Source organism: Actinoplanes sp. SE50/110, assembly GCF_900119315.1.
Classification (GTDB): domain Bacteria; phylum Actinomycetota; class Actinomycetes; order Mycobacteriales; family Micromonosporaceae; genus Actinoplanes.
In genome coordinates, this window is record NZ_LT827010.1 from 2,226,314 (window position 1) to 2,245,432 (window position 19,119).

The following is a 19,119-nucleotide window of genomic DNA, read 5'->3' on the forward strand; positions in this document are numbered from 1 at the left end:
GGCGCTGCCAGGGCACGGCGTGACCAGGCAGCGCCGGTAGCAGCCGGGGATACTGGGGGCATGACCCTGGACCGGCGGGCCGAGCTCGGTGACTTCCTGCGTTCCCGGCGGGCCCGGCTCGACCCGGGCGAGCTGGGCCTGGCCAGTCACGGGCAGCGGCGGGTGCCGGGGTTGCGGCGCGAGGAGCTGGCGCGGCTGGCCGGGGTCAGCGTCGACCACTATGTGCGGCTGGAGCAGGGGCGCACCCTGCACTTCTCCGAGTCGGTGCTGGACGCGGTGGCCCGGGCGTTGGGCCTCGACCCGGTCGAGCGGGCGCATCTGTACCGGTTGGCCCGCCCGTTCCCGGCGGGCGGCGGCGCGGGCGGGCAGCGGGTGCGGCCCGGCCTGCTGCGGCTGCTGCACGCGGTCGGCGACGTGCCGGCCTACGTGATCGGGCGCAACGCCGACGTGCTCGCCTGGAACCCGATGGCCTCCGCGCTGCTCACCGACTTCGGCGCGGTGGACCCGCGGGTGCGGAACATGGCCCGGCTGGTGGTGCTCGACGAGGGGATCCGCCGGCTCTACGCGGACTGGCCGGCGAAGGTGCGGGATGTCGCCGGCTATCTACGGCTCGACGCGGCACGGCACCCGGGCGACCCGCGTACCCGGGCGCTGGTCGACGAGTTGGGTGCGGCGAGCCGTGAGTTCCGGGCGGCCTGGGCGGAGCACGGTCTGAAGGACAAGACCCATGGGGCGTACGTCTACCTCCACCCCGTCGTGGGCCGCCTGGAGCTGGGTTTCGAGGCGTTGCGCCTGCCGGACGACCCGGGTCAGGCGCTGGTCGCGCACACGGTCGAGGCGGGTTCGCCGTCGGAGACCGCGCTGCGCCTGCTCGCGGCCTGGGCGGCGCCGGCCGTTCCGGCGACGAGGTGACCGTCCTGCAGGTGGTACGACGCGTTGTCGAGCCGGGCGCGGATCGCCGCGTCGGCCCGCCGGGCCAGCGTCTCGGGCAGCAGCGTGGCCGCCTCCTGCGGGTGCGCCAGGCCCAGCCGCGCAGCCCGGGTGGGGCGCGGCCGGATCAGGGTGGACCCGGCCGCGTGACCGGTTCAGTTCGCCGGGGCGTCGTCGCCCGGGCCGGCCGGGTCGGTGGTGTCGTCCGGGGAGCCGCTGTCGTCGCCGCCGAGCGGGTCGGAGCCGTCGGTCAGCTCGTCGAGGTCACTGGTGCCGTCGCCGTCGTGGTCCTCGTCGCCGTCGAGCACGCCGTCGTCGTCGCTGTCGGCGGCCTGCGGGTCGTCGCCGAGCTGGAACTCCTGCGCGTTGGTCAGCCCGTCGTCGTCGAGGTCCTCGTCGCCGTCGGACACCCCGTTGCCGTCGCTGTCCGCGTCGGTGGGGTCGTAGCCGGGCAGCGTGTACTCCTGCGCGTTGGTGAGCCCGTCCCGGTCGGCGTCCTCGTCGCCGTCGAGCACGCCGTTGTCGTCGCTGTCCTCGGACTGCGGGTCGTCGTCGAGGTCGTACTCCTGGGTGTTGGTCAGACCGTCGGAGTCGGCGTCGTCGTCGGCGTCGTCGGCGCGCGGGTCGAGGCCGTTGGTGACCTCCCAGCCGTCCGGCATGCCGTCCCGGTCGGTGTCCGCGGTGCGCGGGTTCGTCCCCGCCCGGTATTCGGCCCGGTTGCTCAGGCCGTCGCGGTCCCGGTCGGCGCGGGCGTCGTTCTTCTTCGGGTTCAGCCCGTTCGCGATCTCCCACCGGTCCGGCATGCCGTCCCGGTCGGTGTCCTTCGTGGCGGCCGGTTTGGACCTCTGCACGGTCTGCGCGGACGCCGCGTGCGCGGCGCCCGACATCGACAGCAGGGTCACGGTGGCGGCGGCGGCCGAGACGGCGAGACAGACGGAACGGCGCAGGTTCACGAGAAAATCCTTCGCTTGCCGGTACGGGGAGTCACCACCGTAGAGCGCCGGGTGATGCCGCGGTGACTCCCGACCCGACCTGCCCCGAAGTCGCTCCCGGCCGGCAACCAGGCCTTACGAGAGCGTGGCCGTGAAGTGCTGCAGCGAGCCGCTGATCAGGGGATCCAGGTCCACCCCGGTGAAGCGGTGGCCGGCGCCCGGGATCAGCCGCAGGCAGACCGGCGCGGACAGGGCGGCCAGTCGGTCGTGCAGCTCCTCGCTCTGCCCGGCCGGCACCGTCCGGTCGTCGGCCCCGTGCAGCAGCAGCATCGGTGGCGCGTCCCCGGTGACGTAGGTGACCGGGCTGGCCGCCGCCGACTCGGCCGGCAGCTCCTGCACCGGGCCGCCGACCAGCCGGCTCTCCGGCGAGCCGGGCGCGTCGTGGTCCGGCCGGCCCTCCGGATGGTTCTGCGCCGCCATGCTGAGCAGGTTGCTCGGCGCGTACCAGAGCACCGCGGACTGCACCGCGTCGGAGACGCCCGGCACGCCGCTGCGGCCGGTCAGCGCCGGGTCCGGGTCGTCGCCGGTCAGCGCGATGAGCGCGGCCAGGTGGCCGCCGGCCGACTCGCCCCAGACGCCGAACCGGGACGGGTCCAGGCCGAGCCCGGCGGCGTTGCGGCGCAACCAGCGGACGGCCGCCTTGACGTCGTGCAGCTGGGCCGGGAACCGCGCCTCGGCGCTGAGGCGGTAGGTGACCCGGGCGACCGCGAAACCGGCCGCCAGGATTCGGTCGGCGATCCGCCCGTGCGCGGCGTCCTTGTTGCCGCCGAACAGCCAGCCACCACCGTGGATCCAGACGATCAGCGGGAGCGGGTGGCCGACGGCGGTGGGGCGGAACAGGTCCAGGGTGAGTGGGCGGTAGCCGGGCACCTCGGCGACCGTCACGTCCCACCACGCGATGCGGTCACCGTGGGTCACGGGAGGAGGCGGGCAGTAGCGCTGCGAATCCAGGGTTGCGGTCACGTTCCACCTCGTACCAGAAAGGGGTGGGCGGGGCAGGCCGGGACGGCTCATGACGTACCGGAAAAGCGGGTTTTGTCCAGGGGTGCGGCCGGAGAAGGCCGGCACCGGCTGATGGGGGTCCACCTGACTGCACGCCTCCCGGCGAGTCCTCGATCGTGAGGTGGTGCGGGACCGCGGCGCCCCGGCGAGTCGTTGATCACCCGGTCGGCGCGAGCCTGCGAGGCGCGGATCGGCGCTGGTTACGCTGGGGCTGATCAACTGGGGTGCGGACGGCGGGAGTGCGGGGATGCGGTACGTCGCGATCGGGGACAGCTTCACCGAGGGCATGGGCGACACCCAGCCGGACGGCAGCGAACGGGGGTGGGCCGACCTGGTCGCCGCCGGCCTCGCCGCCGGGCTCGGCGAGCCGATCCGGTACGCGAACCTGGCCATCCGCGGCCGCCTCCTGCAGCCGATCGTCACCGACCAGCTGGACGCCGCGCTCGCCCTCGATCCGAAACCGACCCTGCTGTCGCTCAACGGTGGCGGCAACGACATGATGCGTCCCGGCAGTGACATGACCACCCTGGTCGCGATGACCGAGAACGCGATCCGCCGCTGCCTCGACAACGGCATCCACGTCCTGCTGCTCTCCGGCGCCGACCCGTCCCACCACCTGCCGTTCGGCGCCTCGATGCGCCGCAAGGCCGAGGCGCTGACCGCCGCCGTCGCGCCGTTCGCCGGCCGCTTCGAGAACCTCACCTTCGTCGACATGTTCCACGACCGGGAGATCCAGAAGCCCGGCTACTGGTCCGCCGACCGCCTCCACCTCAACGCCAACGGCCACCGCCGGGTAGCCGGCGCCGTCCTCACCGCCCTCGGCCACCCCACCCCGGCCCACGTCATCGATCCCGGCCAGGGCGCTCGCGGCGGCCTGCTCGCCGAGGCCCGCTACTACCGCGAACACGTCCTTCCGTGGATCCAGCGCCGCCTGCGCGGCCAGTCCTCCGGCGACGACCGCACCGGCAAGTACACCGACTGGATCTCGGTCCCCGCCATCCAGCCCGCCTGACGTCCGGGCGGTACCCGGTTCAGTCGGCCGCGACCCGGTGCCTGCCCCGGGCGACGACAGGGCCATGACCCGAGCGGGCGTGGCCTGGCGAGCAACCGCGCCCCGCCGCCTGCGGTGGGTGGCGTGTCGGGCCGCGAGCGGAGCGGATGCCGCCCGGCAGGCGAGGCCCGGCACCCCGGTGAGCGGAGGCCGGGCCGCGACCCCGCTCGTACGACCGCGATCGGGTGCTAAGCGAAGACGATCGTGTGGTTCTCGTGCCGGATGACCCGGTCCTCACTGTGCCACCGGACCGCCCGGGAGAGCACCGCCCGCTCCACATCCGCGCCCCGGCGCTGCAGATCGGCCACCGTGTCGGCGTGCGAGACCCGGATCACGTCCTGCTCGATGATCGGCCCCTCGTCCAGATCCTCGGTGACGTAGTGGGCGGTCGCCCCGACCAGCTTCACGCCGCGCTGCTTGGCCTTGGCGTAGGGGCCGGCGCCGATGAAGGACGGCAGGAAGCTGTGGTGGATGTTGATGATCGGGACGCCGACGCGCTCGATGAAGGTCCCGGACAGGATCTGCATGTAGCGGGCCAGCACGATGAAGTCGACGTTGCCCTGCAGGAGCTGCAGGTGCTGGGCCTCGGCCGCGGATTTGTCCGGGCCGGCGGACGGCACGTGGAAGAACGGGACGCCGAAGAAGCGGACCTCGTTGGCGGTGTCGGCGTGGTTCGAGATGACCATCGACACGGTGATCGGGAGCTCGCCGCGGCGGTGTCGCCAGAGCAGGTCGAGCAGGCAGTGGTCATCCTTCGAGGCGAAGATCGCGACGCGTTTCGGGACGGACAGGTCGCGCAGTGTGTACTCCAGGTCGAAACCCTCGGCGAGTTTCGCCTGCAGGTCGGCCTCGACCTGGGGGAGCCGGGCCTTCAGATGGTCCAGGGCGAAGACGGTGCGCTGGAAGAAGGCGCCCCCGTGCGGATTGTCGGAATACTGGTCCAGGGACACGATGTTGGCGTCGTGCTTGCCGAGGACCGCGCTGATCGCGGCGACGATTCCGGTGCGGTCCCGGCCGTGGACGATCAGCACGGCCTGGTTGTCGGTCGGCCCGGGCTGTGTGCGGACCGAGGGAGCATGCTGGGTGAGCGTCACGTCAGTCCTCCTTTCTGTCGCCGGCTGGCGTCACAAGATCCGGCACGGATTCTTCCCTAGTGACGACGTTCGCGGTGGCAGGGGCCCAGGAGACGGGAATCACGCGGGCCCGACGGTCGCCGACCGGGTGAAGCGTCACGGCGGCAGCCAGGTCTGCCCGAAGCAGGGCGATCGCCCATGCCGGTACGCCGTGGAGCACCCCGCGAAGCTCAGCCGGCCTCTGCTCAGTCGGCCGGTGGGGGATCCGCCAGCGGCCAGCCGCCGGCCGCGAGGTGCGCCGACACCCGGACGACGTCGGCCGGGGTGGCCTCCTGCAGCATCGTCTGGCTGATCATCTCCTCGATGTCGGCGCCGGTGATCGGCCCGTCCCCGGGTTGTGCCTGCGCGGCCAGCTCCTGGGCGATTCTGCGGACCTCGTCCTCGGAGAGCTTGCGGCGCAGCAGCCCCAGCAGCACCACGTAGTCCCGGCGTGGCACACCCTCCGGATAGCCGGCGCGCAGCCACCCGAGGGCGCGGGTGACGAAGTTCGACCGTTGCTCGTTCACGACCGCCTCAGTGCTTCCTGTCGATGATCGTCGGGTAGAGGTGCTCGAAGCTGAGCGCCTTGCCGAAGCCGGTGGCCACGATGAAGGTGATGCCGAGCGCGATGCCGAGCAGCACCACGGCGAACGCCAGGTATCCGCCGGCCGTGCCGAGCCGGTGCGGTTTCGGCCCGCTCCCGCCGGCCGCGTGCACCTCGGCGTCGCCGCCCGCGCCGTAGGCGAGCGACCGGATGCCCAGGGCGAAGACGGCCGGCAGCCCGGCGCCCAGAATGAGGCCGGCGAGCAGCACCTTCCAGGCGCCCTCGAAGGCCAGGGTCAGATTGTGCACGGTGTCCGTCCCCTCAGCTCGCCGCGCCGGCGGTCTCCCGCGGCCGGGCGGCCGGGGTGTCCCACTCGTCGTTGACGTTGTGCTGGTCGACCGGTTCGCGGCGCGACCGGAGATACATGAACACGGAGAGTGCGACCAGGACCGCGAAGATCAGCAGCGCGCCGCCGAGGCCGCCGACCAGGTCGCCGAGCCACCACATGACCGCGCCGACCAGGGCCGCCGCGGGCAGCGTGATCGACCAGGCGGCCACCATCCGGCCGGCCACCGCCCAGCGCACCCGCGCGCCCGGCTTGCCGACCCCGGAGCCCAGGATCGAGCCGGTCGCCACGTGCGTGGTGGACAGCGCGAACCCGAGATGGCTGGAGGAGAGGATCACCGCGGCCGAGGCGGTCTCGGCCGCCATGCCCTGCGGCGAGGTGATCTCGACCAGCCCCTTGCCGAGGGTCCGGATGACCCGCCAGCCGCCCAGGTAGGTGCCGAGGGCGATGGCCAGCGCACACGCGACCTTGACCCAGAGCGGGATGTTCCCGGTGTCGGTCCACTCGCCGGAGGCGATCAGGGCGAGCGTGATGACCCCCATCGTCTTCTGCGCGTCGTTGGTGCCGTGCGCGAGCGAGACCAGTGAGGCCGAACCGATCTGGCCCCAGCGGAAGCCGTTCTCGGTGAAGCGCTGCGCCACCCCGACGGTGATCCGGTAGATGATCCAGGTGCCCACCGCGGCGACCGCACCGGCGATCACCGGGGACATGATCGCCGGCAGGATCACCTTGCCGAGCACGCCGTCCAGTTTGGTGCCGTCGCCGGTCCACTTGACCCCGCTCCAGCCGAGGCCGGCCACCGCGGCGCCGATCAGGCCGCCGAAGAGCGCGTGCGACGAGCTGGACGGCAGGCCGAGCAGCCAGGTCAGCAGATTCCACACGATGCCGCCGACCAGGCCGGCCAGCACGATCAGCAGCAGGGCCTGGCCGCCGTCGGCGAGCAGATCCGCCTTCGGGGTGCCGTCGCTGTTCTGGATTCTGACCACCGCGTTGGTGACGGTGAGCGCGACCTGCACCGAGAGGAACGCGCCGACCAGGTTGAGCACGGCGGACAGGAGCACAGCCACCCTGGGACGCAGCGCGCCGGTGGCGATCGAGGTCGCCATCGCGTTGGCCGTGTCGTGGAAGCCGTTGGTGAAGTCGAATCCGAGGGCGGTGATGACCACGAGGATGAGGACCACGGTTGTCTGGGTCACGAAACGGCGTTTACCCGCTCAGCGGCCACCATCCATAGGGCACTTATAGAGTTCGCCGGGTGTTCACGCGCTGTTTCAGCTCTCCGCCGGGGCGGACCACCTCGATCGCGCCTAGGCAAGCGCTTTCCTGATGGTTGCGGCGTTGATTTCGATCATTGCGTACGGGGTAAGGCGCACCGGGTGGACAACAGCGGCACGACCGACCAGGCCAGGCTGAACCGTGAGGACGAGGAGGAACGCGACCTCGTTCGCCCGCCGGACGTCAACCGTGCCGCGAACCGCTCGGCCACCCGCCTCGAACTCTTCTTCGACCTGGCCTTCGTGCTGTTCGTCGGCCGCTGCGCCGACCTGCTCGCCGAGCACCAGACCCTCAGTGGCGGATTCCGGTTCGTGGCCGTCCTGGTGGCCGGCTGGTGGGCCTGGGCCAGCACCACGCTGTACGCCAACCGGTTCGACACCGACGACGCGATCTTCCGGCTGCTCACCCTGACCGGGATGGCCGGCGTGATCGCCATGGCGGCCGCCGCCGAACAGGCGATCGGCGCCCACGCCCGCTGGTTCGCCGCCGGCTACGTGCTGCTGCGCCTCATGCTGGTGCTCGGCTACCTGCGGGTCTGGTGGAATCTGCCGGACGCCCGGGCCGGGATCCGGCCGTACCTGTGGGGTCACGCCGCGGGCGCCGCCTGCTGGGCGGTGTCACTGGCCGTGCCCGGCCCGGCGCGCTACGCCCTGTGGGCCGCCGGCGTCCTGGTCGACCTGCTCGGCCCCACCCTGGCCACCCGGGTGCCGGACGCGCCTCCGCTGCACATGGAACACCTGCCCGACCGCTTCGGGCTCTTCGTCATCCTGGTGCTCGGCGAGTCGGTGGCCGCCGCCGTGGTCGGCCTGCACGACGGCCGGTGGGCCGCCCCAGTGGTGGTCGCCGCCGCCTGCGGGTTCCTCGCCGCGGCCGCGCTCTGGTGGTCGTACTTCGACCTCTCCGGCGGCGCCGCGAAACGCCGCCTCGTCCAGGAGGGCGGCGAACGCACCCGGCGCGGGGTGCACGACTTCTACGTCTACGCCCACCTGCCGGTCGCGATCAGCCTGGCGGCCGTCGCGGTCGGGCTGGAACACGCCATCCGGCACGGCGCCGACGACCACCTGCCGGCCGGCACCCGGGCGGTGCTCGGCGCCGGACTGGCCGGATACCTGCTCAGCGCCGCGGTGATCCAGGCCGTCCTCTCCGGCCGGCGCCGGGCCGCCCTGCTCTGGCCCGGCCTCGGTGTGCCGTTGGTGCTGATCCTCACCCTGCTGCCCGGGCTGTCCCCGGTCGCGCTGCTGGCGTCCTGCGCGGCCGTCCTGGTGGGTGGAGTGATCACCGGGGTGCTCCAGCACCGGGCCGGGGTGATCCGGGTCGCCAAGGTCTGAAGGTGGGCGGCGGTGGCGGGTCGCCGGGTGGCCGGCTCCGGCGGGTCGCCGGGTCGCCGGGTCGCCGGGTCGCCGGGTCGCCGGGTCGGCGGGTGGGCCGGCGGTGGCGCGTTGTCGGGTCGGCGGGTGGGCCGGCGGTGGCGCGTTGTCGGGTCCGGGAGTGGCCGGCCGCGGGTCGCCGGAGGCTGCGGGTGGTCGATGCCCGATTTCGCGGGCATCGAAGATTCGCATGTACCTCCGCAATGCCGCGTGCCGCCCGCTCCGCCCGGGTTGACCTGGATTTTCGATGATCGACTCGTGCGCCGGACGGCCCGGGCCGGTACTATCCGTGACTTGCACGCCGGGACCCGGGCGTGCGCCTGCTCACATCAAGCCTGGTCAGCGACTTCCGGGCCGCGTGATCATGCCCACGGGCGGTAACGTGCCGCTGTTGCGTAGGATTTCGGGCCGCACCACGTCCGCCGACGGGAACCGAGGAATGCGATGCCGCTCACCCCAGCTGATATCCACAACGTGGCCTTCAAGAAGCCGCCGATCGGCAAGCGGGGTTACGACGAGGAAGAGGTCGACGCGTTCCTGGACGAGGTCGAGCAGGAGCTGATCCGCCTGCTCGAGGAGAACAACGCGCTGCGCAACCAGGCCCAGCGCGGCGGCGGCAACCCGGCCGCCACCATGGTCATCACCAACGAGTTCGCCGACCTGCAGGCCCAACTGGAGCGGCTGCAGGAGGCCCGGGCCCGGGCCGAGCAGAACGCCCGCAACGTGCAGTCGCAGCTCGAGCGCGCCCGCAGCGCCGCCCCGTCCGGCGCGATGCCGACCATCGGCGACGACGACCGCAACGCCCGGGTGCTGATGATGGCCCAGCGCACCGCCGACGAGCACATGCGTGACGCGCAGCGCGAGTCCGAGTCGGTGATGGAGGGTGCCCGTGCCAAGGCCGAGCAGCTCACCGCCGAGGCGCAGATGAAGGCCGGCACCATCGAGAGCGACGCCCGACGCAACCACGCCGAGGCGATGGACAGCCTCGTGGAGAAGCGGGCCGCCCTGGTCGAGGAGATCGACAAGCTGGGCCAGCTCGCCTCCGGCTACCAACAGGCGCTGACCAACCACGTCACCCAGCAGCTCATGGACCTGACGAGCGGCCCGGACGCCGCCGAGTAACCCACCCGTCGGGGAAAGCCCCGCGGACCGTTCCGGTCCGCGGGGCCTTTTTCATTGAACTGGTTCACTCCCCGCGCTGTATTCGGCAGCACAGGGGGTGAGCGTCGCTTCACAGGGCGTTCCCCGGGACGGCCGAAGTGGAGGGGCGTCATGGGCGACAACTCGTACGGCGGAGCGGCGGGCGGCTCGTACGGCGGGGGGCCCGCGGGCGGTTCGTACAGCGGGCCTTCGGTGGGCGGCTCGTACAGCGCGCCTCCGGCGGGGGGCTCGTACGGCGGGCCTTCGGTGGGCGGCTCGTACAGCGCGCCTCCGGCGGGGGGCTCGTACGGCGGGCCTTCGGTGGGCGGCTCGTACAGCGCGCCTCCGGCGGTCGGCGAAGCGGCTGACGGCCGGGTCTGGCTCGAACTCGGCGGCGACGGCCGGATCGCCGAGCTGTACCTCGACCCGCGGGTCGTCCACCTGCCGCTCGGTGAACTGCGCGACGCGCTGGTCACCGCGTTCACCATGGCCCAGGACGCGGTGCGGGACCGGGCCGAGGCGGCCACCGCCCGGTACGCCGAGACGGTCGTCCCGGACCGGCTGAAGGCCGCGCTGGCCGAGGCGTCGGACACCGCGGAACGCCGGTTCGCCGAAGTCTCCGTCGCCTTGTACGACCTGAGCCGGCGGGCGGACCGGCCGTGGTGACCGGACGGCTCCGGCTCGACCCGGACCGGGTCGCCGACGCGGGGCGCGACCTGGCCGCGATCGCCGGCCGGATCGCCGACGACGTGACCTCCCTCGAAGCGGCGGTCGGCGGCGCGCACCCGTGGGGCGCCGACGAGACGTCAAGCGTGTTCGCGCTCGCCTACCGGGCGGTGGCGGAGACGGCGTTGGACGCCATGGCGTCCTACGCCGAACAGGTCGGCTACGCGGCGGCGGCGCTGGTCATGCAGGCGCGGTCGGTCGCGGCGGCGGACGCCGAGGCCGCCTCTTCGCTGTACGCGGTCAGCGGCCTGCCCGGGGCGACCCCGCCGGTGCCCGGCGCCGACCCGACCACCCCGACGCCGGCTCCGGCACCGAACGCGCCGGGCGGCGTCACCGGCGAAAACACCGGCGGGTCGTCGGCACACCCGGCTCCCGCCCCTGCCCCGGCCCCCGCCCCCGGCGTCCTCACCCCCGCGCCGGGCACTGTCTCATCGCCCGGCCCGGCCCCGTCCGCAACCGGGCTCACGGCACCGTACTCATCCGGCCCCACCTCCGCTCCGGCGTCGTCCGGGGCCGGACCCGCGGCTGCCAGGAGCGGGGTGTAACGGTCATGACGCTGACGCTGCCGCACGAGCTCACCGAGCCGCTCAGCTGGATCGGGCTGGAATGGCCGGAGGCTGACGAGGATCAGCTCCAGGCCACCGGCAAGGCGTGGATCGACCACGGCACCCGGATGCGGGCGCACGCCGACCAGGCCACCGCCGCCGCCCGCCAGGTGTGGCTGGAGAACGAGGGCGCCGGCGTCGACGCTTTCGAACGCTGGTGGAACGGCGACGACGGCCCCGGTAGGCACCTGCAGGAATCGGCGACCGCCGCGGAGATGATCGGCGGCGCGCTGGTCGCGATGGCCGGGGTGACGCTCGCCCTGAAGATGGCGTTCATCGCGCAGTTGACCGCGCTGGCCGTCGAGGTGGGGCAGGCGGTCGCGACGGCGACCGTGACCGCGGGGGCGACGCTCGCGGAGATTCCGGGATGGATCGCGCTGACCCGGGTCGCGGTGCGGAAGCTCATCCACGAGGCGATGGCGCTGATCGAGCGCGAGATCGCCACGCTGCTCCGCAAGGCCGCGAAGATGATGGAGAAGGCCGGCGCCAGAACCCTCGCCGAGAAGACCGTCGTCCGCGGCCAGAGGACGGCTTTCCGCGGTCTGATGCATGAGGTCGAGAACGCTGACGTGCGCAGTCCGCTCCATGGCGCGAACTTCTACTCCGGGTTGCAACCCGGTGGCGAGAAGATGCGCGCCTATGCGGAGAAGCAGGTCAACGGCACAACCTCGCTAACTTTGGAAATGACGCCGGGCGGCAAGCGGTTCGACGACATGAAGCTGTTCGAGTCCGGCTCACCGGTCAACGGCGATCAGGCGATGGATGTCTGGAAGAGGTTGTCCGAGCGTTACGCGCAGAACGCCTCCGGCGAGGCGACCGCCTGGACCCATGAGGCTTGGTCGGGAAGTGTCTGGTACACCAGGGAGAAGCCGGCATTGCAAGTGAACCCGAACATCACGAAGATCAATGAGATCGATCCGTTCCCGTGATCCGGAGGCGTCCGACATGACAGTACGTTCGGTGATGTCGCAGATGGCGCTCCATGTCGAGAGCGGCGTGACGCTGGCCGGAGCCGGTCGGGAGGACATGCTCCTCCGGCTCGGTGAGCATTCGTTGATGATCGGTGTGGATCGCGGGACGCATCGGATCAGGTACCGCCTGCCGGCCCGCCCCCGCTGGGACGACAACGGCGAGCCGCTGCCGCCCGAGATTGCGGGCAACCTGCGGGAGATCGTCACGGAGATCTCGCTGTTCTGGGGGCAGGAGCCGGAATTCCTCATCGAGGAGTTCGGGCGCCCCGACGTCTGACCGGATCGGCCCGGCGGCGGTGGCCGCCGGGCCGGTGTCCGGTCGGGGTCAGGCGGCCGGGGCGTCCCAGAAGACGTAGAGGGCCTTGTAGGGGACGCTGACCGTCTGGCCCGCGGTGCAACCGGTGGCCGGGGCCACGCCGCCCGAGGTGTAGAGCCGGTTGATGTAGTCGGCCCGGTCCAGGATGCCGCTGCCGGAGTGGGTCTTCACCTGCAGCAGCAGCTCCGGGATCGCGCCGGCGCGCGGCGGCAGCGCCGCGGTCTTGGTGGCGGTGACCAGGGAACCGTCCCGCTCCGACTGCCAGCTCGGGCCGGCGAAGTGGTGGATCCGGCCGCCGGTGCCGAGCAGCTGCGCCTCCGGCACCGAGTTGCCGGTGTAGCCGCCGGTGGTCGCCCCGGCCGGCACCACGCAGGTGTAGTTCTGGGTGCCGGCGGTGACCACGAATGCCCCGATCGGCTGCGACCCGTCCGGCGGCCGGATGTCCTTCGGCACCGCCGTGACCAGTGGCGGCACGGCCTTGAGCTGAGCCGCCGCGGGCGCGCCGGCGGCGGCTTCCGCGGGCCCGCCGGCTGCGGCGGCGTCGGCCGCGACCGGGGCGGGTGCGGCCGTCTCGGCGGCCGAGGCGTCGAAGGTGACCGCGCCGATGGTGACGCCGGCGGCGGCGAGGCTACCGGTCAGGGCCAGAGCGCGGATCCGGGAACGCTTGGTGCTGAACATGAAATCCCCCTGCTGCATAGGTGAGCCCCTGCCCACCATCAGCACTCACGGCTGCCAGGCCACTGTGGATCGAGATCAACTTCAATGGTGACCGTTCGGCCATCCGAATGTCATCGATCGTCCGACGCCGATGTCCGATGGGTCCTGGGGGCACCCGGATCCGGCTAATCCGATGGTGGGAAGCCGGCAGACCGCTGTGGGCACAGCAGCTGCGTCCTCGACGTCGGCGGATCGGTACTGATCGACGCCACGCGTGGGGCGGCCCGGCGCGCGAGGCGTGCCGGGCCGAGGATCATCGGAGCGGGATGCGGGCGGAACGTCGTACCGCCGCAAGGGTTTTGACCTGGTCAGTGGCCGTGGTGCAGGGTGCGGATCCGGCTGAGGCCGGCGGTCCGGGCCAGGGTGATCCGGTCGATCTCGCTGTACGGCTGGCCGCTGCCCGGCAGCGCGTCCGCCAGCGTCCGGATGGTGAACGTGGTGCGCTGGCCGCGCCGGGCCGGGACGACGTCGACCGCGATGAACGCGTAGTCGTCGTAGCGGACCTGGGACCAGTCGACGGTCTCCGGCACCTTCGTCCCGGACGGGTATCCGGACGCGTTGATCGCCGTGCCCTCCGTCGACCAGTAGTAGCTGTTCACGATGTTCTCGGTGTTGTTCTCGGTGGTGTTGACGCCGCCGGCCGGCTGATATCCGCGGTAGCGCTGACCCTCGGGCAGCAGCTCGACGCCCTCCGGAGTGATCCCGGTGGGTGCGGGGGCGCCGGCGCTGGGGGCCGGCCGGAACGGGTAGCGCGGGCGGCCGCCGGAGCCGGCGGTGATGTAGGTGACGCCGTCGGTGGCCGGAAAGATCGTCGAGCCGTCCGGGGCGCCCTTGGTGCGGCGTCCGTTCTTGATCGGGTCGGTGCGCTCCAGCAGGTGGTTGTGGCCCTGCACGACCAGGTCGACCTGGTACTTGCTGAACAGCGGGTCGAGCGCCGAGCGGACCGCGCCGTCGGAGGCGTGGTTGTTGGTGGTGGAGTACGCGCAGTGGTGGAAGAACGCGACGATGAAGTCGATCCGGTCGGCCAGCCCGCCGTCGGTGCGCCATGCCTTGAGGGTGTCCTCCAGCCACGTGAGCTGGGCGCCCTTGGAGTATCCGGTGTTGGTCTGGATCTCCGCGGACAGGTCGTTGGCGTCGACCGAGATGACGCCGACGTTGCCGTAGACGAAGCGGTACACCGAGGGGCAGGTCTTCGGGCCGTTGCCGGGCATGTCGAGCCGCTTCAGGTGCCCGGCGTAGCCGTGCGTGTCACTGCCGCCGAGGAACTCGGTCTCGCTGTACAGCGCCTCCATGTCGTGGTTGCCGGTGGCGAACATCCACGGGGTGAAGGCGGCCTGCGCCTCGATCTGGTTGAAGAACACATCCCAGACGTACGGGTTGTACAGGTTCGTGCCGGGCGCCGCTCCGCCCGCGAGGGCGTTGGTGTTGTCCGCCGGCAGGCCGGAGCCGGACGGGTCGGCGTAGCAGATGTCGCCGGCCAGCAGGGTGAAGACCGGGTGCTGGGAGGCCATCAGGTTGGTCTGGGTGACGGCCGGCTTCGGATCGGTGCCGGTGGCGCCGCCGACCGGGTCGGCCGCGTTGTAGTAGTTGTTGTCGAAGACGCCCTTCGGCCAGGCGCCGCCGTTCGCGGTGACCGAGGCCGGGTCCTGGCCCCAGGCGTACGCCGGGTCGACCGGCGCGTTGTTGGTGCCGACGTCACCGAACGCGGTGAAGGTGAACGGCTTGGCCGGCTCCAGCCCGAAGTGGCCGCTGTGGTGGCCGCTGCCCGGCGCGGTGGTGAAGTGCGCGTCGCCGGAGACGGTGCCGTCGGAGAGCCGCACCCGGTAGTGGTAGATGTGGTCCGGGCGCAGGCCGGTGATCTTCGCCTTGAGGTAGAACTGGCTGCCGATCGGCCCGCCCGGGATCGCGTACTGCCCGACTAGGTGCTGGATGTCGGCCTCGTGCCGGGCGCCGTAGTGGCCCGGGGCAATGCCGACCTCGACGAAGGCCCGCAGGTTCTTCGGCAGGCTGCCGGTCTTGCTGACCAGCTGCGCGGTGACCGCCATGGCGGCCTGCGGGATGCCGTCCCGGCCGGGGACGAAGGACAGGTGGCGGCCGGAGACCACCACACCGGCCGTGCCGGCGGTGCCACCACCGGCCGCGAAGGCCGCGTCGGCGAGCTTGAACTGGGCGACGGCGATGCCGCCGGCGCCGGCCATGACCGCCTTGAGGGCGGACCGGCGGCTGACCGATTCGCGGGCCAGCGCCTTGGCGTTCCACTCGGTGTACTCGTCCACGGTGGTGGGACGGTTGCTGGAGAAAAGCGTCACCACCGCATCCTGGTCCTCTTCGCGGACCGTGCGCGTGCCAAAAAGAGAACTCACGGCGAAGTGAAGAGATCACTCCGGCAAACCGTTCACGAAGAGTGCATCAGACTCCCCACCGGCCTGGATGGACGAAGAGAAGGTCAGAAGGTGTGGCGGTAGAGCGAGCACCCTCGGCACACGTCCGGTGGCTCCGCGCTGTTCAACCGCCGCCGGAAGTCGCGGTACGGCTCGCCGTGCCAGATCTCGGTGAAGCTCGCCGTGTTCAGGTCGCCGAGGCTGACCCGGTCGTCACCCATCACCATGCAGCACGGCTGGACCACCCCGGTACTGGTGACGTACGCGGCATCCCACGGCCAGGTGCAGCCGCCACCCGTCGCCTCCCGCTCGTCCAGGTGCGGCAGGCGCAGGTTCAGGTCGCTGTCCCGGGCGGCGGCGGACGCCTCGGCGAAGGCGGCCCGGGCCCGGTCCAGGTCGGCCCCGGTCCACAGCGCCTGGGCCGCGGTGAAGTCCCGGATCTCGGTGTAGTCGGCCGTCGCGTCGTCGAAACTGTGCGACAGGTTCTGCACGCGGAGCTCGTTCACGCCGATCCCGGCGAGCAGCCGGACCAGGGCCGGCAGCTCGGCCACGTTGTCCCGCATCGCGACGAACACCACCCGGATCCACGGGGTGGCGCTGCCCGCGGCCCGTTTCGCCGCGACCAGCCCGGCCAGGTTGGCGATCACCGTGTCGAAGTGCGCGCCCTCGCGGATCGCCTCGTACACCGCCGGGCCGGCGCCGTCCAGCGACACGTGCAGCCAGTCCACCCGGCTGGCCACCAGCTCGTCGGCCCGGCGCCGGCTGAGCAGCGTGCCGTTGGTGTTGAACCCGACCCGGACGCCGCGCCGCACCGCGCTCGCGATCATCTCGGGCAGGTACGGGGAGAGCAGCGGCTCGCCGAGCCCCTGCAGGGTCAGCTGCCGCAGTGGGAGCTCGGCTACCAGGGCGTGGAACAGCTCCGGGCGCATCGCGCCGGCCAGCTTGTTCACCGGCGGCCGGTACCGGACCAGGCACATGGTGCAGCGCAGGTTGCACGCCGAGGTGACCTCAACCTGCAGGTGGGCGGGCAGCGGCGGCGTGTCGGTCAGGGCGGGCATGCGCCGCGCATGCCCGCCCCGGCGCAGTTGAAACCGCGCCGCGCCTGCCGCCCCGGCAGCGCCGCGGTCAGGATCCGCATCCGTGACCCTTCTGTTGTTTACGCAAACATCAGTCTCGATATACGTGCTGATGGATGTCAAGGGCGGCGCCGAGCTTGTGCAACAGGTCGGCGGCGGTGAACGGTTTCTCGATGAACGCGATGTCCTCGTCGAGCACGTGGGTGCTGCCCAGCAGACCGTTGCTGTACCCGGACATGTAGACCACCGGCAGCCCCGGATGCCGTGCGGTGAGCAGCTCGGCCAGCCGCGGACCGGACATCCCCGGCATGATCACGTCGGTCAGCAGCACGTCGCACGGGTGCTGGGCGGCCAGCTCCAGGGCCTGCCGGCCGTCTGAGGCGACCACCACATGATAGTCGTTTCCGGTCAGGATCCGGGTGATGATCCGTGACAGCGCGACCTCGTCCTCGACCACCAGCACGGTGCGGCCGGCACCGCGCGGCGGGTCGTCCGGGCGATCGGCGGGCCCGGCGACGGCCGGCGCGTCCACCATCGGCAGGTAGATCCGGAACGTGGTGCCCACCCCCGGCTCGGAGTACAGGTTGATGCTCCCGCCGGCCTCGGTGACGATGCCGTACACGGTGGCCAGGCCCAGACCGGTGCCCTTGCCGCGCGGCTTGGTGGTGAAGAACGGCTCGAACACCCGCTGGGCCACCTCCGGCGACATGCCCTCGCCGGTGTCGCTGATCAGCAGCCGGGCATACCGGCCGGCCGGCAGCGGCGGCTGCATGTTCACCTCGTTGCCGTCCAGGTCGGCGGTGTTCGCCTCGAGCACCAGGGTGCCGCCCTCCGGCATCGCGTCCCGCGCGTTGATCGCCAGGTTCAGCAGCACCTGCTGGAGCTGGCCCGGGTCGGCGTGCACGGTCAGCGGCGTGCGCGGCGGCGTGACCACCAGGTGGATGTGCTCGCCGATGGTGCGCTCCAGCATCCCGTGCACCTCGGCCAGGGCGGCGTCCAACGGCACGTCCCGGGGCTGGATCGCGTCGCCCCGGGTGAAGGTGAGCAGCTGCCGGGTCAGGTTGGCGGCCCGCTCCGCGGCCGAGCGCACCTGGATCAGGTCGGCCTGCACGGCCGGGTTTCCGGTGGTCTCCTCGATCGCGAACTCGGTGTAGTTCGCGATGATCGCCAGGATGTTGTTGAAGTCGTGCGCCACCCCGCCGGCCAGATTGCCCAGGCTCTCCATCCGCTGCGCCTGCTGGGTGCGCTCCTGCACGGCCCGCTGCCGCTCAGCGCTCTCCTTGGCGGCGGTGATGTCCCGGGCCACCGTGGAGAAGCCGGTGATCGTGCCGGTCTGGTCGCGGATCGCGGTGATGGTCAGCGCCACGTCGACCGGGGTGCCGTCCTTGCGCAGCCGCCGTGCCTCGTAGCTGTGCCCGCGCGCGCCGCCCCGGATCAGCGCCATCACCTCGCGCTGTTCCGCGGCACCCGTCGCGTCGTCGGCGATCATCGTGATCGGCCGGCCCAGCACCTCCTCGGCGGCGTAGCCGAGAATCCGCTCGGCGCCGTGGTTCCACGCGGTGATCAGGCCGTCCGGGTCGAGTCCGACGATCGCGTCGTCGCTGTGCTCGACCACGGTGGCCAGCGTGGCCCGGTGCGCCTCGGCCACGTCCCGGGCCGCCCGCTCGCGGGCGCCGGCCTCGTCCAGCCGGTGCCGGCTCCACGGGTCGAGATAGATCGCGCCTTTGCTCAGCAACACCCCGTAACTGCGGCGCAGGCTCCAGTAGTAACAGGCCACCCCGGCGGTGAAGGCGTCCCAGAGGGCGCTGAAGCCGGGGTGCCGGGCCGGGTGCGGCGAGCCGTGCGCCAGGGCCAGGATGCCGCCCAGCGCGTGCAGACCGTGCCCCACCGCGCAGCTGAAGAAGATCAGTGCGGTCGCGGTGGCCAGCTTGTTGCTGCGCAGCTGACCGGCCCGGCGGACGGGCACCACGATGGCCACCGTGATCGCCGCGTAGGCGACCATGATCACCAGGTTGGCCAGCAGGAACACTTGGTCCGGCACGCCCGTAGAGTCGGCAGGCCGCCGGGTCATCTGAGGGCGGTCACCGTGACACCCGGCATAGGGTGGGGCTGCCCCCACCCGGGTGGGCGGTCAGACGGATGGTCGCGACCGGTCACGCTCCGTAGGTTCATCGGCATGGATATCGCGATGAACGCCCAGCCCACCGCCGCCCGGGTCGAGACGGCCACCAAGGTCGCCACCGTCCTCAGCACGGTCGCGCTGGCCGGCACCGTCGCCGTGGCCGCGCACGGCGGCACGGTGAACACCTTCATGTGGGTGCGCGGCGCCCTGCTCCCGATCGTCGCGGTGGTCCTCTACCGGATGGCGGCCGGCGGGTCCCCCCGCGCCCTCGACCGGATCCGCGTGCTCACCGTGATCATGCCGATCGCGATCGTCGGGGTCGACCTGATCCCCGGCGTCTGCCCGCTCTGGTACGCCGCGGTCCAGGCGGTCTGCATGATCCCGGTCGTCGTTGCCGCGGTCCTCAGCCGCCGCGTCTGACCGGTGCCGGCCGGGCCCGTCCCGAG

19 protein-coding genes are annotated in these 19,119 nt (G+C 72.1%); 9 read left to right on the top strand and 10 right to left on the bottom strand.

Features of this window, described 5'->3' with window-relative positions:
- The first annotated feature begins 60 nt into the window (after positions 1-60).
- The gene (locus ACSP50_RS09985) at positions 61-912 is read left to right on the top strand and encodes a helix-turn-helix transcriptional regulator (protein WP_014689052.1); all 852 of its coding nucleotides are present in this window, start codon (positions 61-63) and stop codon (positions 910-912) included.
- A gap of 173 nt (positions 913-1,085) precedes the next feature.
- On the opposite strand, the gene ACSP50_RS09990 is transcribed toward ACSP50_RS09985, so the two are convergent.
- Positions 1,086-1,883 carry a hypothetical protein gene (locus ACSP50_RS09990; protein ID WP_014689053.1) on the bottom strand — a complete coding sequence of 266 codons (798 nt, stop codon included), beginning with the start codon at positions 1,881-1,883 and terminating at the stop codon, positions 1,086-1,088.
- A gap of 114 nt (positions 1,884-1,997) precedes the next feature.
- Positions 1,998-2,885, bottom strand: coding sequence for an alpha/beta hydrolase (locus ACSP50_RS09995; protein WP_014689054.1), 888 nt, complete (start codon positions 2,883-2,885; stop codon positions 1,998-2,000).
- Between the two features lie 286 nt (positions 2,886-3,171).
- On the opposite strand from ACSP50_RS09995, the gene ACSP50_RS10000 reads away from it, so the two are divergent.
- A complete protein-coding gene (locus ACSP50_RS10000) occupies positions 3,172-3,936 on the top strand; it encodes an SGNH/GDSL hydrolase family protein (protein ID WP_014689055.1) in 765 nt (254 codons plus the stop codon).
- 227 nt (positions 3,937-4,163) lie between these two features.
- Here ACSP50_RS10000 and purU read toward each other — a convergent pair whose 3' ends face one another.
- The 4 genes from purU to ACSP50_RS10020 form a co-directional block, all read right to left on the bottom strand.
- Complete coding sequence (purU, locus tag ACSP50_RS10005; protein ID WP_014689056.1) at positions 4,164-5,069, bottom strand: formyltetrahydrofolate deformylase; 906 nt, start codon at positions 5,067-5,069, stop codon at positions 4,164-4,166.
- Between the two features lie 224 nt (positions 5,070-5,293).
- Positions 5,294-5,614, bottom strand: coding sequence for a DUF3349 domain-containing protein (locus ACSP50_RS10010; protein WP_014689057.1), 321 nt, complete (start codon positions 5,612-5,614; stop codon positions 5,294-5,296).
- A 7-nt stretch (positions 5,615-5,621) separates the two neighbouring features.
- Complete coding sequence (locus ACSP50_RS10015; RefSeq protein WP_014689058.1) at positions 5,622-5,939, bottom strand: hypothetical protein; 318 nt, start codon at positions 5,937-5,939, stop codon at positions 5,622-5,624.
- A gap of 13 nt (positions 5,940-5,952) precedes the next feature.
- Positions 5,953-7,173: an inorganic phosphate transporter gene (locus tag ACSP50_RS10020; RefSeq protein WP_014689059.1), complete on the bottom strand. Its 1,221-nt coding sequence runs from the start codon at positions 7,171-7,173 to the stop codon at positions 5,953-5,955.
- Positions 7,174-7,353: 180 nt separating this feature from the next.
- Here ACSP50_RS10020 and ACSP50_RS10025 point away from each other — a divergent pair, with 180 nt between their 5' ends.
- From ACSP50_RS10025 to ACSP50_RS10050, 6 genes are all read left to right on the top strand, one after another.
- Entirely contained in the window at positions 7,354-8,580 is a 1,227-nt protein-coding gene (locus ACSP50_RS10025; RefSeq protein WP_014689060.1) for a low temperature requirement protein A, read from the top strand.
- 483 nt (positions 8,581-9,063) lie between these two features.
- A complete protein-coding gene (locus ACSP50_RS10030; protein ID WP_014689061.1) occupies positions 9,064-9,741 on the top strand; it encodes a DivIVA domain-containing protein in 678 nt (225 codons plus the stop codon).
- Positions 9,742-9,891: 150 nt separating this feature from the next.
- Positions 9,892-10,425, top strand: a complete 534-nt coding sequence (locus ACSP50_RS41710; RefSeq protein WP_014689062.1) for a YbaB/EbfC family nucleoid-associated protein — start codon at positions 9,892-9,894, stop codon at positions 10,423-10,425.
- Entirely contained in the window at positions 10,422-11,030 is a 609-nt protein-coding gene (locus ACSP50_RS44770; RefSeq protein WP_172898742.1) for a PE domain-containing protein, read from the top strand. The genes ACSP50_RS41710 and ACSP50_RS44770 overlap by 4 nt, the downstream gene beginning before the upstream one ends.
- 5 nt (positions 11,031-11,035) lie before the next feature.
- Complete coding sequence (locus ACSP50_RS10045) at positions 11,036-12,019, top strand: hypothetical protein (RefSeq protein ID WP_014689064.1); 984 nt, start codon at positions 11,036-11,038, stop codon at positions 12,017-12,019.
- 16 nt (positions 12,020-12,035) lie between these two features.
- Positions 12,036-12,338, top strand: a complete 303-nt coding sequence (locus ACSP50_RS10050) for a hypothetical protein (protein WP_014689065.1) — start codon at positions 12,036-12,038, stop codon at positions 12,336-12,338.
- Positions 12,339-12,386: 48 nt separating this feature from the next.
- Here ACSP50_RS10050 and ACSP50_RS10055 read toward each other — a convergent pair whose 3' ends face one another.
- The 4 genes from ACSP50_RS10055 to ACSP50_RS10070 form a co-directional block, all read right to left on the bottom strand.
- On the bottom strand, positions 12,387-13,055 hold the full coding sequence (locus tag ACSP50_RS10055) for a DUF3455 domain-containing protein (RefSeq protein ID WP_099344027.1): 669 nt from the start codon (positions 13,053-13,055) through the stop codon (positions 12,387-12,389).
- Between the two features lie 347 nt (positions 13,056-13,402).
- Positions 13,403-15,406, bottom strand: a complete 2,004-nt coding sequence (locus ACSP50_RS10060; protein WP_014689067.1) for a metallophosphoesterase family protein — start codon at positions 15,404-15,406, stop codon at positions 13,403-13,405.
- 134 nt (positions 15,407-15,540) lie between these two features.
- Positions 15,541-16,533 carry a radical SAM protein gene (locus ACSP50_RS10065; RefSeq protein ID WP_014689068.1) on the bottom strand — a complete coding sequence of 331 codons (993 nt, stop codon included), beginning with the start codon at positions 16,531-16,533 and terminating at the stop codon, positions 15,541-15,543.
- 109 nt (positions 16,534-16,642) lie between these two features.
- Positions 16,643-18,622, bottom strand: coding sequence for a PAS domain-containing sensor histidine kinase (locus ACSP50_RS10070; RefSeq protein WP_014689070.1), 1,980 nt, complete (start codon positions 18,620-18,622; stop codon positions 16,643-16,645).
- Positions 18,623-18,727: 105 nt separating this feature from the next.
- Between ACSP50_RS10070 and ACSP50_RS10075 the strand changes: the two genes are divergently transcribed.
- Positions 18,728-19,093, top strand: coding sequence for a hypothetical protein (locus ACSP50_RS10075; RefSeq protein ID WP_014689071.1), 366 nt, complete (start codon positions 18,728-18,730; stop codon positions 19,091-19,093).
- Positions 19,094-19,119: the final 26 nt, after the last annotated feature.

Excerpts from the sequence above, each read along its gene's own strand:
- ACSP50_RS09985 (WP_014689052.1), top strand. The coding sequence starts at position 61 with ATGACCCTGGACCGGCGGGCCGAGCTCGGTGACTTCCTGCGTTCCCGG.
- ACSP50_RS10000 (WP_014689055.1), top strand. The coding sequence starts at position 3,172 with ATGCGGTACGTCGCGATCGGGGACAGCTTCACCGAGGGCATGGGCGAC.
- ACSP50_RS10030 (WP_014689061.1), top strand. The coding sequence starts at position 9,064 with ATGCCGCTCACCCCAGCTGATATCCACAACGTGGCCTTCAAGAAGCCG.
- ACSP50_RS41710 (WP_014689062.1), top strand. The coding sequence starts at position 9,892 with ATGGGCGACAACTCGTACGGCGGAGCGGCGGGCGGCTCGTACGGCGGG.
- ACSP50_RS10045 (WP_014689064.1), top strand. The coding sequence starts at position 11,036 with ATGACGCTGACGCTGCCGCACGAGCTCACCGAGCCGCTCAGCTGGATC.
- ACSP50_RS10050 (WP_014689065.1), top strand. The coding sequence starts at position 12,036 with ATGACAGTACGTTCGGTGATGTCGCAGATGGCGCTCCATGTCGAGAGC.
- ACSP50_RS10055 (WP_099344027.1), bottom strand. The coding sequence starts at position 13,055 with ATGTTCAGCACCAAGCGTTCCCGGATCCGCGCTCTGGCCCTGACCGGT.
- ACSP50_RS10065 (WP_014689068.1), bottom strand. The coding sequence starts at position 16,533 with ATGCCCGCCCTGACCGACACGCCGCCGCTGCCCGCCCACCTGCAGGTT.
- ACSP50_RS10070 (WP_014689070.1), bottom strand. The coding sequence starts at position 18,622 with ATGACCCGGCGGCCTGCCGACTCTACGGGCGTGCCGGACCAAGTGTTC.
- ACSP50_RS10075 (WP_014689071.1), top strand. The coding sequence starts at position 18,728 with ATGGATATCGCGATGAACGCCCAGCCCACCGCCGCCCGGGTCGAGACG.